The following is a 16,759-nucleotide window of genomic DNA, read 5'->3' as shown; positions in this document are numbered from 1 at the left end:
ACATATGAGTGAGGTAAATAGTATGACGGAAAAAGAAGTTTTTGCTAAGATTGCAAATATTATTGAAGATCGTTTTAATTATCCTGCAGAGAAAGTTACCAACGATTTAAGTTTTCAAGACGACTTGGATGCAGATTCAATCGATATTGTTGAATTTGTTTTAGAGTTAGAAGACACATTTGGTGCCGAGATCTCAGATGATGATGCTGAGAAATTGGCTACGGTCGGTCAAGCAGTTTCGTATATCTCTGCTCACCAAAAAGACTAAGCTTGATAATTATTTTGATGAACTGGCCGGATGTGCCAGTTTTTTTTATAGAAAAGCGTTTGAAATTGGCCCGGGTCCATATTGGACTTAGGAGAAATATTACTAGGTAACATGGTGGATGTTTCTCCTAAATCAGATAAAGCCAGGCTTAGTTCATTATTTGCACTGTTGTTCGGACAAAAATTTAAAAAAGGGGTAATCGTATTGATAATTGGTTTAACAAAGCATTTAAAAGATGATTTCGGAATTGATTTTAAAAATCAAAATTTATTAGATGAGGCATTTACACACGCCTCGTATGTCAATGAACATCCAAAAGAAAATTTGAAATTTTATGAACGCATTGAGTTTTTAGGAGATGCAGTAATGCAGCTTTGTGTTTCAGAATATTTATTCAAACGTTATGATACTATGCCGGAAGGAAAACTTTCTCGACTCCGTGCGGCAATGGTCTGCGAGGATAGCTTTAGTAAGTTTGCTAAGGAATGTCACTTTGATGAATACATTCGTTTAGGAAAAGGTGAGGAAAAAGCAGATGCCAGAAAGCGTCCGTCACTGTTATGTGATATCTTTGAAGCTTTTATTGGTGCGTTGTATTTGGATCAAGGAAAGTCGGTCGTAGTAGATTTTATTTCACAAGTCGTCTTTCCTAAACTTGATATGGGCTGGTTCGACCATTTCTTTGACCATAAAACAGAATTACAAGAATATTTGCAAAAAGATGGTGAATGTTCGATAGAATATAAATTAGTCAATCAAGAAGGCCCTGATAATGAGCGGCTATACCGAATGGCTGTTTATGCAAATGGCGAACAATTAGGCGAAGGCACTGGTTATTCCAAAAAAGCTGGTGAACAAGCTGCGGCCGCTCAGGCATTGAAAAAATTTGGCAAAACAGCCACGAAGTAATGTAAGGAGGAGTGTTCATTGAAACTAAAGGCGTTAACGCTGAATGGCTTCAAATCCTTCGCAGATAAGACCAAGATCGAGTTCACCGACGGTTTGACAGGTATTGTTGGTCCGAATGGCAGCGGTAAAAGTAACATTATTGACGCTTTACGGTGGGTATTAGGTGAGCAGTCAGCTAAGAGTTTGCGTGGAGATAAAATGGCCGATATTATTTTTGGCGGCTCAGAATCAAGGGCATCGTTAAACCGCGCAGAAGTGAGCATTGAATTTGATAATACAGATCAAACTTTGAAGAGGTTACCAGAATCGGTTGTAATTTGCCGGCGCTTATATCGCAGCGGTGAAAGTGAATTTTTGATCAATAATAAAAATGTCAGACTGCGTGATATTAGCGAACTGTTTATGGACACAGGTGTTTCGCGTAATTCTTTTTCCATAATTTCTCAGGGAAAAGTCGAATCAGTCTTTAACAGTAAGCCGGAGGATCGCAGATATTTGATCGAGGAAGCTGCAGGGATCTCTAAGTATAAAAAAGAGAAGCTAAAAGCCCGCTCCGAACTGATGGAAACAACAGACCATTTGGATCGTGTTGCCGATGTGATCATTGAATTGGACAAACAAAGAGAACCCCTTGAAAAGCAAGCTAGTGCTGCCAAGGATTATCTGAAACAAAAAAAGCAGTATGACCATTTTAAATTGAGCGATCTTGTTTTAGAAATTGAAGAGCTTAAAGAGCAGGTCGATACTGCTAATGGTGAGTTGAGAAAAACAAATCATTTGTTTGCAAAATATGATCTCCAAAATAAGCAGCAAAAAGAAACTACTAATAGATTAACAAAAGAAAATGAAGAGTTGGAACAAAAAGCAACTCTGACTTCCAAGCAGCTTTTGGAATTGGCCAGGCAAAAAGAGCGAATGTCTGGTAAGCAAGAGATGTCACAGCAAGAACGTACTTTTCAAAAAGAGAGGTTAGCAGAACTTAAAGAACAGCTGGCAGACAATAAAAGCGACCTGCAAGAAAGTGAACTGCGCTTTAATGACTTGAAAAATCAAGTTAATGATAAGGAAAATAGCTTATCTCAATTGCAACGGCAGTTAAGGGATCTAAGAAATAGACAAAATACTGATCCGGCACAATTAGCTAGTGAAATTGACGATATTAGGCAACAAATTTTAAAGTTAGTGCAAAATCGTTCCTCTTTGACTAGTAAGTTAGAGTATTTACAGCAAGAACAAGAGGAAAATTTAAAAGTCAGCAAAGTACAAGATGATCAGCTGCGTTCACAAAAAGCGGAACTTGAGCAGTTGATCGGCCAACAAGATTCACTGGCCATTGAGATGGAACAAAGTAAGCGTAAGTATACTCAAATAGAAGATCAAGCAACAAGTGTCCAAAATGAGTTGTCTGACAGTGAAAAAGTGTATCAGCAAAAAAAAGAGCAGTGGTATTCTGCTAGTGATATCATGCATAAGGCACAAACACAGTTAGAAACTTTGGACAGAGTCTCAGCCAACTATAGCGGCTATTATCAAGGCGCTAAGAATGTTTTACAAGCTAAAAAGCAATTGTCTGGTGTGATCGGTTCAGTTGCGGAACTTTTAGAATTATCTCCCAAATTCAGTACTGCGATCGAAACAGCTCTGGGTGGTCAGCTGCAAAATATTGTGACAGTTGATGAAAATGCTGCTAAACGAGGCATTGAATATTTAAATAAAAAACGTCTGGGGCGTGCTACTTTTCTACCGCGTAATACAGTTAAGCCGCGCCATATAGCAACTAGTGCAGCTGATAAACTTGCTAACATCGTGGGAGTCTTCGGTGTCGCTAGTCAGTTGGTCAAAATGGGCTCAGATGACCAGAACGTATTAAATTATCTTTTAGGGACAACTGTGATCGTCTCTAACCTTGAGGTAGCATTACAGGCAGCAAAAGTTAGTAATCATGCTGTGCGTATAGTTACATTAAAGGGTGAAGTCATCAATGCTGGGGGTTCGATGTCCGGTGGTACTGGCAGACAAAAACACCTTGCACTTTTGGAGCAAAAACAGCAGTATAGCCATTTACGTTCCGACGTACAAATAATGCAGCAAAAATTGGCAGAGCTCGAAGTTGCTGGAAAAAAGGCTGCGGATCAACGAAGACAACTGCGTGACAAAGTTGACCAGTTAGAAAGTCAGACGGTCAAAGCCAAGGATGAATATGAAGCTTTCGCAAAAAAGTATGCGGAGTTATCTTATATCGTCAAGCATAAGCAAACAGACTATGATAATTTGCGACAAGCTCTTGCAAAAAGAGACGAGCAAGAGAATAAAATTGCGCAACAAGTCAGTGAAACAAAAGAGCAACAGGCTCAAACAGGATCAAAAATCAACCAATTACAATCATTGCTACAAGAAAAGCAAACGGCAACTACAGCTGCTTCTGATTTTCAAAAAAAATATGAAGCACAAATCGTTGAGATCAAACAAAAAGTCGCTGTCGAAAATGAACGTTTAGATACACTCAAGATTCAGCTAAAAGAAGTTGAGAATCAAAAAGAACGTCTAAAAGAACTCATCGAAAAGCAAACGACTATCAGTCATGATTTAGTTGAGAAAAACCGGTTAAATGATACAAGTGAGCAAGATTTAAAGACTAAGCTGACCGATATTTCCAAGAGGATCGAGGAGACTAGTTCTTTACAAAATGAACTAGCTGCTAATAAAGCAGAGCTAAAAGAAAAACTAAGTCGAGAAAGTGCGAAATTACAAAGGGTCAGTCAATTACAGGAAGCAACTAGAGATGAACAACAACAAAAGCAGATCCTTTTAAGTCGAGTTAACACCTTACTTGACCGTAATTTAAGTGATTTGTCAGAGCAGTATGGAATGAGTTACGAGTACGCTTCTCAACAAGAGATAGAGCGAGACGCTAAGCAAGTTAAACATCAATTAAAACTTTTGAAATTGGGCTTGGATGATTTGGGTGATGTTAACTTGGGCTCGATCAAGGAATTTGAAAGGATCAGTGAACGGTATGAATTTTTGCAACAGCAACAAACTGATCTATTGACTGCTAAAGCACAGTTAGAAAGCAGTATGGCAGAGATGGATAATGAGGTCAAGACACGTTTTAAGGAAACTTTTGAAAAGGTTGCTGCTGCTTTTGCCCAGGTTTTTCCGCAAATATTCGAGGGCGGAAATGCTTATTTAACTTTAACTGATCCCAGCGACTTATTACAAACCGGCATCGAGATCACGGCTCAGCCGCCAGGCAAGAAGTCGCAACAGTTAAGTCTGTTATCCGGTGGAGAAAGAACTTTGACAGCTATTGCCTTGCTGTTTGCGATTTTACAAGTTAGTCCGGTACCTTTTGCAGTTTTGGATGAAGCCGAGGCTGCTCTTGATGATGCCAATGTTGCTCGTTATTCGCAATATTTACGGCGTCTTGATCACGAGACACAATTTATTATTATTACACATCGTAAAGGGACTATGGTCCAAGCCGATGTTTTATATGGGGTCACTATGCAGGATTCTGGTGTTTCTCGCATGGTATCTGTTTCATTAGAAGATGTAATTTAATGGTCACTTTGTTAAAATAGACACTGTACCAACACGGGAGGAGAATAAACATGGGACTTTTTGATAAACTAAAACGTGCTTTTTCTGGTCCTGAACAGTCTGAGGACGAGGAACAAAAGCAACAAGAAGAAAAAACGGAAAAACAAGACCAGCAAGAGACAAGCGACAGTGAGACAAAAAATGCCGTTGCTGATGAAAAAAAAGCTGAAGATCCTACGTCCTCAGAAAATGACACTCAGAAAATTCAGGATGAAACTAAAAGTGAAAATGAGCCTTCAAATGAGCCTTCAGACATAGAAAGTAAACAAGTAGACGTAAAAGCTAGTTTAGAAAGTGAAACAAAGGACCAAAAAGCCGCTTCTGATCACAAAGATGAAAGCGAAACAGACGAAAATGAAGAGAAGCGTTACGATGAAGGTTTGAAAAAGTCACGTCAGGGATTCGGCGCAAAAATCAACGCATTATTGGCTAATTTTCGTCATGTTGATGAAGATTTCTTTGATGATTTGGAGGAAACTTTAATAGAATCTGATGTTGGCTTTGAAACCGCCGTTAAGATCAGCGATGAGCTGCAAGATGAGGTTAAGTTACGTAATGCTAAGTCTAAAGCTGATGTGTCGGATGCTATCGTGGAGAAGTTAGTTGACCTATACGAAAAAGAAGGCCAAGAAGAAGACAATTCCTTGCATTTTGCTAAGAGCGGTCCGACAGTCTTTTTATTTGTCGGCGTCAATGGTGTTGGTAAGACCACTACGATCGGTAAATTAGCTCATAAGTATCAAAAAGAAGGCAAGAAAGTTCTATTAGCGGCCTGTGATACATTTAGAGCGGGTGCGATCGAACAGTTAGACGAATGGGCACAAAGGGTCAATGTTGATATTGTTAAAAAGCAAGCACAAAGTGATCCGGCAGCTGTGGTTTTTGATGCGGTCAAAAAAGCACAAAATGATGATTATGATGTTTTATTGGTCGATACTGCTGGTCGGTTGCAGAATAAAGTAAACTTGATGAATGAGTTGGCTAAAATCAAACGTGTGATCCAAAGAGAATTACCAGAAAGTCCACAGGAAGTTTTACTTGCTTTGGACGCTACGACTGGACAAAATGCGTTGACACAGGCCAAGCAGTTTAAAGATGTGACTGAAGTTAGCGGGATCGTTTTAACCAAATTAGATGGTACTGCTAGAGGCGGGATCGTTTTGGCGATCAGAAACGAGCTCCATTTACCTGTTAAATTGGTCGGATTGGGTGAACAGATGGATGATTTGCGCGAATTTGACGCAGAAAAATTTGTTTACGGTTTGTTTAAAGATCTAGTTGCACAACCAGCAGAATAGGTGAAAAGTGATGGAATTAGAAAAAACTAATCGTATCAATGCATTGTTTGATTTTTACGAGGAACTTTTGACAAATAAACAGATGCAATACATTGGTTCATATTATCGTGAAGACTATTCATTAGGTGAAATTGCTGAAAATTTTGATGTTTCACGCCAAGCTGTTTATGATAATATAAAGAGGACCGAACAGACTTTAGAAAAATATGAAAATAAATTACATTTATACCGTGATTTTTTAGAACGAAATAAAAGAATAGATTCTCTGGTAGAATACGTTAATCAATACTATCAAAATGACCAACGTTTATTAAAGTTGATCTCGTTGATAGAAGATACAGAAGATCAGGGATGAAAGCGAGGTAAATAATGGCATTTGAAGGATTGACTGAAAGATTACAAAATGCGATCGGCAAGTTACGCCGCAAAGGTAAGATCAGTGAGTCAGATGTAAAAGAAGTAATGCGTGAGATACGTTTAGCTCTTTTAGAAGCCGATGTTAATTTTGGTGTGGTCAAGGATTTCGTTAAGACTGTGCGTGGTCGCGCTGTTGGGGCCGAGGTCCTTGAAAGTTTAACTCCGGCACAACAGATAGTAAAAATCGTTAACGAAGAACTGGTCAAGGTGATGGGGGAGCAAGCAGTACCCTTAAATAAGTCGCCTAAGATCCCGACTGTTATTATGATGGTTGGTTTGCAAGGGGCTGGTAAAACTACTACGGCCAGCAAACTGGCATTGAAATTAAAAAATGAACAAAATGCTCGACCTCTGATGATCGCAGCCGATGTTTATCGTCCAGCTGCTATCGATCAGTTGAAAACTCTGGGCGCTGAAAATGATTTGCCTGTTTTTGATATGGGGACTGATGTTTCTCCTGTCAAGATCGTTGAAGAAGGCTTAAAAGTCGCCGAAGAAAATAAAAACGACTATGTGTTTATTGATACAGCCGGACGTTTGCAGATCGATGAAAAACTGATGCAAGAACTTGCCGACATTCAAAAACTCGCAAGTCCAGATGAAGTCTTATTGACGGTTGACTCGATGACAGGGCAGAATGCTACGGAAGTTGCCGAAGGTTTTAATGAGCAATTAAATATCACTGGTGTTATCTTGACTAAGCTTGATGGTGATACCAGGGGTGGTGCGGCCCTCTCGATCCGTGCTGTGACTGGCAAACCAATCAAATTTATCGGTCAGGGTGAAAAGATGGCTGATTTAGACGTCTTTTATCCAGATCGGATGGCTTCCAGAATTTTGGGTATGGGCGACATGATGACGCTGATCGAAAAAGCTCAAAGGGATTATGATGAAAAGAAAGCCCAAGATCTGCAAGAAAAGATGAGGGCCAATACTTTTGACTTTAATGACTTTCTTGAGCAATTAGATCAAGTACAAAATATGGGCTCTATGGAAGATATTATGAAAATGATCCCTGGTATGGCAAATAATTCTGCTTTAAAGAATGCTTCGATCGACCCCAAAGACATGGACCATACTAAAGCAATCGTTTATTCGATGACGCCGCAAGAACGTGAAGATCCTGATATTTTAAAGCCGAGTCGTAGAAGGAGGATTGCTGCTGGCTCTGGTCGTTCTGTCCAAGAAGTTAATCGGCTGATCAAACAGTTTAAACAGATGCGCGATATGATGGCCAAAGTTTCCAATGGAAATTTTTCAGGGATGGAAAACTTATTTGGTAGCGGCATGCAAGGAAAAATGGCTAAAATGTCGATGAATAAAATGGCTCGTAAAAATAAAAAGAAAAAGTTGAAGAAGCTGAAAAAAGCGCGCAAACGCAGATAATTTTGCTTAAACCCATCATTTTTTAGTTGACAAGACAAAAATAATTCATGTGTCAAGAAATTTTCCTTTACAGGCAAGAGAATAACTGTTATATTTATAAACGTTGAGAAAATATGTAGGAGGTGTTAGAGTATGGCAGTTAAAATTCGTATGAAGCGGATGGGTTCCAAGAAGCGTCCATTTTACCGTATCGTCGTCGCTGATTCACGTGCACCACGTGATGGTCGCCAAATCGAAACGGTCGGCACATATAATCCTTTGACTAAACCAGAAGAAGTTGTTTTGAAAGAAGACCGTATTTTGGAATGGTTAGGTAATGGAGCACAACCTTCAGATACAGTACGTAATATCCTTTCTAAGGAAGGTATCATGAAGCAGTTCCACGAAAGTAAGTTAGCTAAGAAATAAGGTAAATTAAATGAATGAAGCAGATGTGAAGCAATTAATTATTTCGATTGTTAAACCTCTTGTTGCAGACCCAGACGCTGTTTCTATCGAAACACAACGGGATGCACACTTTTTAAATTTTAATTTATCCGTAGCACCGGCTGATGTTGGTCGTGTTATTGGCAAGCATGGTCGTGTTGCGCAAGCTATTCGAACGATCGTTTACAGTGTCCACTTAAATGGTTCTGCAAGAGTGCGGTTAAACATCGTGGACCAATAATAATCAAATAGTTTAGAGCCTCTTGTTCAGACACATAAGTTTTGGACAGGGGCTTTCTTTTTTAGGAGTGTGTTTATGACTTATTTTAATGTTGGAGAAATTGTAAATACTCATGGAATTCGCGGTGAGGTCAAGGTTTTAGCAACTACAGATTTCACGGAAGAACGTTTTGTACCTGGGCAAGTATTATACGTGTCACAAAAAAATAGTTCTCCCGTCAAATTAACAGTCAAGCGCCACTGGTCACAAAAGCAATTTGAAATATTAGCTTTTGAAGAAATTAATGATATTAACGAGGTGGAAAAGTACAAGGGTGCTCAACTGCAGATCACTAGCGAACAGCAATCTCCGCTTGAAGAAGGCGCCTATTATTACCGGGAAATAATTGGCCTAGAGGTTTATTCTTTAGAAGATGAGCTTCTAGGTACTATCTCTGAGGTAATGGAGACAGGAGCTAATGATGTGTGGGTAGTGAAACGGCCAAATGGCAAGGAAGTATTATTGCCCGCTATCAAAGATGTTATTAAAAAGGTAGACCTTGAGCAACAGTGTGTGATAGTTGATTGGCTTGAAGGATTGGATGAACAATGAAAATAGATATTTTAAGTCTGTTTCCCGAGATGTTTGGTGGAATACTTTCTTCTTCTATTATCGGGAAAGCAGTTGAAAAAAATATTTTAGATGTTAGCCTAACAAATTTCCGCGATTTTACTACGGATCGACAAAACCACGTGGATGATTATCCGTATGGCGGCGGTGCAGGAATGTTATTGCAAGCACAGCCTATTTATGACGCTCTTGCAGATGTTAATGAAAAACGTGGAAGTTTAGGTCGAGTGATCTTATTAGATCCTGCAGGCCGCAAATTTGATCAAAAAGCGGCCGAAGAGCTTGCTAAAGAACCGCAGTTGACTTTTATTTGTGGGCATTATGAAGGTTATGATGAAAGAATAAAACGGTTAGTGACTGATGAGTTTTCTATTGGTGATTTCGTTTTAACGGGTGGAGAATTAGGAGCAATGGTCATGATCGATGCAACTGTCAGACTTTTACCGGAAGTCTTAGGCAATAGTGCTTCAGCACCAGATGATTCATTTTCTTCCGGATTATTAGAATATCCACAGTATACCAGACCAGCTGATTTTCGCGGCCTGAAAGTTCCAGACGTTCTGCTATCTGGCAATCATCAAAAGATCGCGGAATGGAGACAAAAAGAAGCTCTTTATAAAACATATCAGCGACGTCCTGATTTGTTGGAAGAGCGCCAACTATCAGAAAAAGAAAAGCACTGGATAAGTTTGTTCAAGCAAAAGCGTTCTTAACAAAAGTTGACAGCTTTTTAGCTTGAAAAGTCTGAAAAACTTATTTACACAGACTAATTGTTATGCTAAACTAATATCTGGCTGTTAGGCCATATTAACGATATTCCGCTGCGACTGGACATGAATGTCGGTGAAAGGAAGAAAAGTAATGTCAGTTGATCCATTAATTGAAAAGCTCACACAGTCTCAACTGCGTGATGATATTCCAGATTTCCGCCCAGGCGATACAGTTCGTGTACATGCACGTATCGTTGAAGGTAAGCGTGAACGTATTCAGATGTTTGAAGGTGTTGTTATCAAACGCCGTGGCGAAGGTATTTCTGCAACATACACTGTTCGTAAAATCAGTAGCGGTGTAGGGGTTGAACGTACTTTCCCAGTTCACTCACCACGTGTTGATAAAATTGAAGTTATTCGTAACGGTCGTGTTCGTCGTGCTAAGTTGTACTACTTGCGTGCATTGCAAGGTAAGGCAGCTCGTATCCCAGAACGCCGTCGTAAATAGTAATTTTAGGTCCTTGTTGATTCAAGGACTTTTTTTGTGCATAATTGTAATTAGAAATACTTTAGTCAATTATTGTTTTTATTTGAACTGATCGTTATTCGGTAAAATAGTTTTTTATTTTGCACTAGTTCAATAAAGCGGTAAATTGTGCTAAAATGTCCAGTGAACGTGAATTCATAATATATGGATGGATACTAGGAGGAGCAGCATGTCAGTCAAGTACAAACGTGTAATTATCAAACTTAGCGGTGAAGCATTGGCCGGAAGGGAAGGATATGGAATTAATCCCCCAGAAATTCGTAAGGTCGCAGAGGAATTGAAAGATGTTTACGATCTGGGCGTTGAGATTGCTATCGTTGTCGGCGGTGGAAATATGTGGCGTGGCGAAGCAGGGGCTCAAATGGGGATGGAACGTGCCCAAGCAGATTATATTGGTATGTTAGGAACGATCATGAATGCTCTTGCATTGCAAGACAACCTTGAAACAATTGGTGTTCCTACTCGGGTTCAGACTTCGATTGAAATGCGTCAGATCGCGGAGCCTTATATTCGGAGAAAAGCCATTCGTCATTTGGAAAAACATCGTGTTGTTATTTTCGCTGGTGGAACAGGTTCACCGTACTTCTCTACCGATACCACAGCTGCATTGCGTGCTTCTGAGATCAACGCTGATGTTATCTTGATGGCCAAAAATGGTGTAGATGGCATTTATTCTGCCGATCCAAAACTTGATCCAGAGGCTCAAAAATTTGAAACACTGACTCATTTAGATATCATTAATAAAGGTTTACATGTTATGGATACGACAGCTTCTTCTCTATCAATGGATAATGATATTCCGTTGGTTGTGTTCAACATGAATGAACATGGGAACATCAAAAAGGTTGTTCTCGGCGAAAACATTGGAACTACAGTGGAGGGAAAATAGATTATGAAAATTAGTAATCCGATCATCAAAGAAGCTCAAGCTAAAATGTCAAAATCTGAAGATGCATTACAGCGCGAGTTAGGAAATATTCGTGCAGGGCGTGCTAATGCAAGTCTGCTTAATCGGATCAACGTCGAATATTATGGAGTTGATACACCGTTAAATCAGATGGCACAAATCACCGTTCCAGAGGCCCGTGTTTTGCTTGTGACGCCTTATGATAAATCTTCTTTAAAAGAAGTTGAACGGGCTATTCTTGCGTCAGATTTAGGAATTTCCCCAGCCAATGACGGTTCTGCGATTAGATTAGTTATTCCTCAATTGACTGAAGAACGTCGTAAAGAGTTAGCTAAACAAGTTAAGGCAAAGGCTGAAGACGGTAAAGTTGCTGTACGTAATATTCGGCGAGATATGATGGAACAGCTCAAAAAGTCTGAAAAAGATGGTGACTTAAACGAGGACGAGCTTCATGCTCTTGAAGAACAGGCACAAAAAGTTACCGACGAATCGATCAAAAACCTTGAAGCATTAGCTGACGACAAAGAAAAAGAAGTACTTGAAGGGTAGATCTTCAAATAAACTAACATAAAAGAGAGGCAGAAATTTTTAGAATAATTAGTATTTTCCTAATTTTCTTGAAAGTTTTTGCCTCTCTTGTGTTTTTTTTGATACAATATTTGTTGATACTCAGGAGGTGTACCCTTTGTTCAGTAATAAGAAAAAGAAAGATTCACAGGAACGGAGCGAAAAAAGTGCAGTGGACCTTCAAAGGATCCCTAAACATATTGCAATCATAATGGATGGCAACGGACGGTGGGCGCAACAGCGACATTTGCCACGAGTTGCAGGGCATAAACAAGGTATGGAAGTTGTTGAAACGATCACTAAAGCGGCTAGTAAAATAGGAGTAAAAGTTCTTACTTTATATGCATTTTCAACAGAAAATTGGAAACGTCCTTTAGATGAAGTGAACTTTCTGATGGATCTGCCTGTTAAATTCTTTGATCGCTTTGTTCCTGAACTGATCAAACATAATGTTCGAGTGAATGTTATGGGGGATGAAGAACAATTACCAAAAAAGACACAAGAAGCAGTTAATAATGCGATTGAGCAAACTAAAGATTGTGATGGGATGATATTAAATTTTGCTTTAAACTATGGTTCTCGGACTGAAATTATTGCTGCAGTCAAGAATATTGCCACAGATGTTAAAAATGATAAAGTTACAACTGAACAGATCGATGAGGACTTGTTCGCTAAATACCTATTGACTGGTCAGTTGACACCCTATAATGATCCGGATCTGTTGATTCGGACCAGCGGAGAACAAAGGATCTCCAATTTCTTGTTGTGGCAGATCGCATATAGCGAACTTGAGTTTACAGATACTTATTGGCCAGATTACCTACCGGAAAATTTGTACCATGATATCGTGGTATTTCAGCAGCGTGACAGACGCTTTGGCGGAATCAAAACACAAAAAGGAGAAAATGAGAGTAAATGAAACAAAGAGTTATAACAGCCGTAATTGCTTTGGCTATTTTTATCCCGCTTATTTTTGTGGGAGGAACAGCGTTTAATATTTTAGTTGTGGCTATGGGTTTAGTGGGAACTTCGGAATTACTGATGATGAGGAAGAAACTGTTGGTTTCTTTTGAAGCCATCATTTCTTATCTTTTAACGGCCGTATTCTTGGTACCTAACGCTTGGCTGAGTTTTCTCCCAGAAAAAGTAACACACTTTGATTTAGCATACTTTTTGATTTTATTTTTGCTGCTTAATAGTGTTTTTACGCGAAACAGATTTTCGTTTGATGATGCAGGTGCATTAACGATCGGTTCGATTTACATTGGTCTGGGTTTTCACTATATGATGAGTGCTAGACAGAGCAGTATTTGGATGATTTTCTTTGCTTTGTTTATTGTATGGATCACAGATAGTGGAGCATATATGATCGGTCGTAAGATAGGCAAGCATAAATTGGCGCCAAATATTAGTCCTAACAAGACCTGGGAAGGTTCTATCGGTGGTACTATCGCCACAGTTATTGTTGTTGGACTTTATGTTTTCTTTTTACAAGCACATTTTACATACAGTTTACCGCTCATGTTGTTATTGGTACTGATCCTGTCTGTTGCCGGTCAATTTGGTGATTTGGCAGAGTCGGCCTATAAACGTTATTTTGATGTTAAAGATTCAGGAAAAATTTTGCCTGGACATGGCGGGATCTTGGATCGATTCGACTCAATTTTGTTTGTTTTGCCATTGATGCATTTTTGCGGTTTACTGTAATTTATAAAATTTTCCCAGTGGGAAGGATGGTGGCAGATGTTCATTACGATCATCGCTTTTATAATTGTTTTTGGGATCATTGTGACTTCCCATGAATTTGGACATTTTATAGTTGCAAAAAAATCTGGTATTTTAGTCCGTGAATTTTCTATTGGCATGGGTCCCAAGTTATTTGCTACTCATAAAAATGGAACGACCTATACGATCAGGATCTTGCCTTTGGGTGGTTATGTCCGCATGGCCGGTCTAGAAGATGATGAGGATACCTTGCAAAAAGGGATGCCTGTTAATTTGATTTTAGATCAAGATGAAGAGGTTGAAAAAATTAATACTAGCCATAAAGTCAGTTTATTGAACGGTTTGCCGATTGAAGTGACTGAATGGGACCTGATCGATGATTTATATATCGAAGGATACGAAAATGGTGATGAAGAAAAGCTGCGTCGCTTCAATGTTAAGCCTAACGCTATGATTATTGAAACAGATGGCACGGAAGTACAAATTGCTCCACGTAATGTTCAGTATCAATCAGCAAGTTTGATCAGGAGGATCCTAACAAATATTGCTGGTCCAGTGAATAACTTTCTTTTAGCGATTTTGGCCTTTATTTTGATTGCTGGCATTCAAGGTGGTTCTGTGACAACGATCAATACAGTTGGGGCTGTGCAAGAAAACTCTGTGGCTCAAAAAGCAGGCCTAAAAAAGGGTGATAAGATCGTTGCCGTTGAAGGTAAAAAAACGGCTTCTTGGGATTCTTTGTCTACTGCTATTGGAAGTAGAGCAGGTAAGAAAACAGAATTGACCATAAATCGTGATAATAAGAAACAGCAAGTTACTTTGACGCCTAAATCACAAAATTCTGGTGGTCAAAAAGTAGGAATGATCGGGATCCAAGCCGGTCAAAAAGTTGATCATTCATTCGGGGGGATCATTACTTACGGTTTCACTCAGACATACTCTGTGATGAAAGCCGTTTGGGATGCGCTGGTCAATATGTTCCACGGTTTTAGTCTGAATGATTTGGGTGGGCCAGTCGCAATGTATTCGTTCACTCAACAAGCAACTAAATATGGGCTTATCAGTGTTATCAATCTGCTGGCCTTTTTATCGATCAATTTAGGGATCGTAAATTTATTGCCGATCCCAGCGTTAGATGGTGGTAAACTATTACTGAATATTATTGAAGCAATTCGCGGTAAACCACTTGATCCAAGTAAAGAAACCTTGATCACATTGATTGGTTTTGGGTTTATGATGCTTTTAATGATATTAGTCACTTGGAATGATATTCAACGATATTTTTTCTAGGTATTATTTGTTTGAGAACTGAGAGGAGAAAGTTAGTACATGAAACAATCGCAATTGTTGATCCCAACTTTAAAAGAAGTGCCTAGCGATGCTGAGGCTAAAAGTCATCAGTTAATGCTGCGGGCTGGATATATTAAGCAGATCACAGCGGGAATGTATGCATATTTGCCATTAGCGAATATGGTCCTGCAAAATATTGAAAAAATTATTCGCGAAGAAATGGATAAGATCAATGCAGTTGAAATGTTAGTCCCAGCTGTTTTGCCGGCGGAACTTTGGAAAGAAACCGGACGGTACGAGGCATATGGCCCAGATCTTTATAAATTAAAGGATCGTCATGAGCGTGAATTGATTTTAGGCCCAACTCATGAGGAAACATTTACTTCTATTATTCGCGATACTATCAAATCATATAAAAAATTACCGTTAACTTTATATCAGATTCAAATGAAATACCGCGATGAAAGAAGACCACGGTTTGGCTTATTACGCGGGCGTGAGTTTTTGATGAAGGATGCTTATTCTTTTCATGTTGATGATGAAAGCTTAAATCAAACTTTCCAAAATATGAATCAGGCTTATACTAGGATCTTTGAACGGACTGGTTTAAACTTTCGTGGGATCTTAGCTGATTCTGGTCAAATGGGAGGAAAAGATTCTAAGGAATTTATGGCGATGGCTCCGATCGGTGAAGATGTCGTTGTTTACTCTGACGCAAGTGATTATGCGGCTAATCTAGAAATGGCTAAAAATCTTCGAGTTGCTAAAAAGTCACATGAAACACCACAAAAACTTGAAAAAGTTGCAACACCTGGTGCCAAAACGATCGATGAAGTCGCACAATATTTACAGATCGAAACAAGCAGCGAAGTTAAAACATTATTATATGTGATCGATGGTGAAGCTGTTGTTGTTTTGATGCGCGGTGATGATCAGGTCAATGAAACAAAATTGAAAAACTACTTTTCAGCTTTGGATGTTCGTCCAGGAACTAACGAGGAAGCTCAAGAATATTTTGGTGCCGGTTTTGGATCTCTAGGGCCAATTGGTATTACTGATCTCAAGGTAATTGCCGATTTGGATGTAGAAGGTATGGTTAACGTTGGCGTTGGTGCTAATGAAGACGGCTTCCATTATTTGAATGCTAATATTGGTCGAGATTTTGAGGTAGCCGAATACACTGACCTGCGTCTAGTTCAAGAGGGAGATATTTCTCCGGATGGCGAAGGAGTTTTGAAATTTCAACACGGGATCGAGATCGGGCATATCTTTAAGCTTGGAGAACGTTATTCAAAAGATATGGGTGCTACTGTCTTGGATGAAAATGGACGTCAGGTCCCAGTCAAGATGGGCTGCTATGGAATTGGTGTTTCACGCCTTTTATCAGCCATTGTTGAGCAGCATTGTGATGATAATGGTATTATCTGGCCACGTTCTTTAGCTCCATTTGATGTTCACGTGGTCCCAGTTAACAGTAAAAAGGCCGAACAAGCTGATTTAGCGGAGCACGTTACAGAAATGCTGGAACAGGCCGGTTACAAAGTTTTACTGGATGATCGAAAAGAACGTGCGGGCGTTAAGTTTGCTGATGCAGACTTGATCGGTTTGCCAGTACGGATCACGGTGGGGAAGAAGGCTGCCGAGCAGATCGTTGAAATCAAATTACGTAAAACTGGTGAAACATTGGAAGTTCAGACAGGAGAACTTTTGAGTTCACTTAGTATTTTGCTTAATGCAGATCAAGAACAATAGAAATTGACAGGCCGAAACGCGTTTAATGTTTCGGCTGTCTTTATCTATAGAAGATGAAACAGTATCCGTAAATAAGTAATGGAACAAAATCTAGGAGAGAGGGG

General features: G+C 39.4%; 17 protein-coding genes. All 17 read left to right on the top strand.

Annotated features, from left to right (window positions below; all coding sequences use genetic code 11):
* Positions 1–22: 22 nt before the first annotated feature.
* The 17 genes from acpP to FC65_RS00070 all read left to right on the top strand — a co-directional run bounded on the left by acpP (position 23) and on the right by FC65_RS00070 (position 16,655).
* A complete protein-coding gene (gene acpP / locus FC65_RS00150; RefSeq protein ID WP_056971047.1) occupies positions 23–268 on the top strand; it encodes an acyl carrier protein in 246 nt (81 codons plus the stop codon).
* A gap of 204 nt (positions 269–472) precedes the next feature.
* On the top strand, positions 473–1,177 hold the full coding sequence (gene rnc, locus FC65_RS00145) for a ribonuclease III (protein ID WP_010496210.1): 705 nt from the start codon (positions 473–475) through the stop codon (positions 1,175–1,177).
* 18 nt (positions 1,178–1,195) lie between these two features.
* Entirely contained in the window at positions 1,196–4,741 is a 3,546-nt protein-coding gene (smc, locus tag FC65_RS00140; protein ID WP_056971046.1) for a chromosome segregation protein SMC, read from the top strand.
* A 50-nt stretch (positions 4,742–4,791) separates the two neighbouring features.
* Positions 4,792–6,078 (top strand): signal recognition particle-docking protein FtsY, encoded by a 1,287-nt coding sequence (ftsY, locus tag FC65_RS00135; protein WP_056971045.1) that lies wholly within the window; start codon positions 4,792–4,794, stop codon positions 6,076–6,078.
* A 10-nt stretch (positions 6,079–6,088) separates the two neighbouring features.
* Entirely contained in the window at positions 6,089–6,433 is a 345-nt protein-coding gene (locus tag FC65_RS00130) for a putative DNA-binding protein (RefSeq protein ID WP_010496206.1), read from the top strand.
* Positions 6,434–6,447: 14 nt separating this feature from the next.
* The gene (gene ffh, locus FC65_RS00125; protein ID WP_056971044.1) at positions 6,448–7,881 is read left to right on the top strand and encodes a signal recognition particle protein; all 1,434 of its coding nucleotides are present in this window, start codon (positions 6,448–6,450) and stop codon (positions 7,879–7,881) included.
* Between the two features lie 132 nt (positions 7,882–8,013).
* Positions 8,014–8,289: a 30S ribosomal protein S16 gene (rpsP, locus tag FC65_RS00120; RefSeq protein WP_010496203.1), complete on the top strand. Its 276-nt coding sequence runs from the start codon at positions 8,014–8,016 to the stop codon at positions 8,287–8,289.
* Positions 8,290–8,299: 10 nt separating this feature from the next.
* Complete coding sequence (locus FC65_RS00115) at positions 8,300–8,548, top strand: KH domain-containing protein (protein ID WP_010496201.1); 249 nt, start codon at positions 8,300–8,302, stop codon at positions 8,546–8,548.
* Positions 8,549–8,623: 75 nt separating this feature from the next.
* On the top strand, positions 8,624–9,139 hold the full coding sequence (rimM, locus tag FC65_RS00110; RefSeq protein ID WP_010496199.1) for a ribosome maturation factor RimM: 516 nt from the start codon (positions 8,624–8,626) through the stop codon (positions 9,137–9,139).
* Positions 9,136–9,870 (top strand): tRNA (guanosine(37)-N1)-methyltransferase TrmD, encoded by a 735-nt coding sequence (trmD, locus tag FC65_RS00105; RefSeq protein WP_056971043.1) that lies wholly within the window; start codon positions 9,136–9,138, stop codon positions 9,868–9,870. The genes rimM and trmD overlap by 4 nt, the downstream gene beginning before the upstream one ends.
* A gap of 148 nt (positions 9,871–10,018) precedes the next feature.
* A complete protein-coding gene (gene rplS / locus FC65_RS00100) occupies positions 10,019–10,375 on the top strand; it encodes a 50S ribosomal protein L19 (RefSeq protein ID WP_010496195.1) in 357 nt (118 codons plus the stop codon).
* Positions 10,376–10,583: 208 nt separating this feature from the next.
* Positions 10,584–11,303 carry a UMP kinase gene (pyrH, locus tag FC65_RS00095; RefSeq protein WP_056971042.1) on the top strand — a complete coding sequence of 240 codons (720 nt, stop codon included), beginning with the start codon at positions 10,584–10,586 and terminating at the stop codon, positions 11,301–11,303.
* A 3-nt stretch (positions 11,304–11,306) separates the two neighbouring features.
* Positions 11,307–11,870: a ribosome recycling factor gene (gene frr / locus FC65_RS00090; RefSeq protein ID WP_010496191.1), complete on the top strand. Its 564-nt coding sequence runs from the start codon at positions 11,307–11,309 to the stop codon at positions 11,868–11,870.
* A 136-nt stretch (positions 11,871–12,006) separates the two neighbouring features.
* On the top strand, positions 12,007–12,807 hold the full coding sequence (locus FC65_RS00085) for an isoprenyl transferase (RefSeq protein WP_056971041.1): 801 nt from the start codon (positions 12,007–12,009) through the stop codon (positions 12,805–12,807).
* Positions 12,804–13,595 (top strand): phosphatidate cytidylyltransferase, encoded by a 792-nt coding sequence (locus tag FC65_RS00080; RefSeq protein WP_056971040.1) that lies wholly within the window; start codon positions 12,804–12,806, stop codon positions 13,593–13,595. Before FC65_RS00085 ends, FC65_RS00080 begins: the two co-directional genes overlap by 4 nt.
* Before the next feature lie 36 nt (positions 13,596–13,631).
* On the top strand, positions 13,632–14,903 hold the full coding sequence (rseP, locus tag FC65_RS00075; protein ID WP_010496182.1) for an RIP metalloprotease RseP: 1,272 nt from the start codon (positions 13,632–13,634) through the stop codon (positions 14,901–14,903).
* Between the two features lie 39 nt (positions 14,904–14,942).
* A complete protein-coding gene (locus FC65_RS00070) occupies positions 14,943–16,655 on the top strand; it encodes a proline--tRNA ligase (protein WP_010496181.1) in 1,713 nt (570 codons plus the stop codon).
* The last annotated feature ends 104 nt before the right edge of the window (positions 16,656–16,759 follow it).

This window comes from Ligilactobacillus acidipiscis DSM 15836, assembly GCF_001435755.1.
GTDB classification, from domain to species: Bacteria; Bacillota; Bacilli; order Lactobacillales; family Lactobacillaceae; genus Ligilactobacillus; species Ligilactobacillus acidipiscis.
The sequence above is the reverse complement of the archived record's forward strand: the minus strand, read 5'-3'. Positions and strand labels throughout refer to the sequence as shown.

Coding starts and splice junctions, on each gene's coding strand:
- acpP (WP_056971047.1), top strand. CDS start 23: ATGACGGAAAAAGAAGTTTTTGCTAAGATTGCAAATATTATTGAAGAT.
- ftsY (WP_056971045.1), top strand. CDS start 4,792: ATGGGACTTTTTGATAAACTAAAACGTGCTTTTTCTGGTCCTGAACAG.
- FC65_RS00130 (WP_010496206.1), top strand. CDS start 6,089: ATGGAATTAGAAAAAACTAATCGTATCAATGCATTGTTTGATTTTTAC.
- ffh (WP_056971044.1), top strand. CDS start 6,448: ATGGCATTTGAAGGATTGACTGAAAGATTACAAAATGCGATCGGCAAG.
- rpsP (WP_010496203.1), top strand. CDS start 8,014: ATGGCAGTTAAAATTCGTATGAAGCGGATGGGTTCCAAGAAGCGTCCA.
- FC65_RS00115 (WP_010496201.1), top strand. CDS start 8,300: ATGAATGAAGCAGATGTGAAGCAATTAATTATTTCGATTGTTAAACCT.
- rimM (WP_010496199.1), top strand. CDS start 8,624: ATGACTTATTTTAATGTTGGAGAAATTGTAAATACTCATGGAATTCGC.
- trmD (WP_056971043.1), top strand. CDS start 9,136: ATGAAAATAGATATTTTAAGTCTGTTTCCCGAGATGTTTGGTGGAATA.
- rplS (WP_010496195.1), top strand. CDS start 10,019: ATGTCAGTTGATCCATTAATTGAAAAGCTCACACAGTCTCAACTGCGT.
- pyrH (WP_056971042.1), top strand. CDS start 10,584: ATGTCAGTCAAGTACAAACGTGTAATTATCAAACTTAGCGGTGAAGCA.
- frr (WP_010496191.1), top strand. CDS start 11,307: ATGAAAATTAGTAATCCGATCATCAAAGAAGCTCAAGCTAAAATGTCA.
- FC65_RS00080 (WP_056971040.1), top strand. CDS start 12,804: ATGAAACAAAGAGTTATAACAGCCGTAATTGCTTTGGCTATTTTTATC.
- rseP (WP_010496182.1), top strand. CDS start 13,632: ATGTTCATTACGATCATCGCTTTTATAATTGTTTTTGGGATCATTGTG.
- FC65_RS00070 (WP_010496181.1), top strand. CDS start 14,943: ATGAAACAATCGCAATTGTTGATCCCAACTTTAAAAGAAGTGCCTAGC.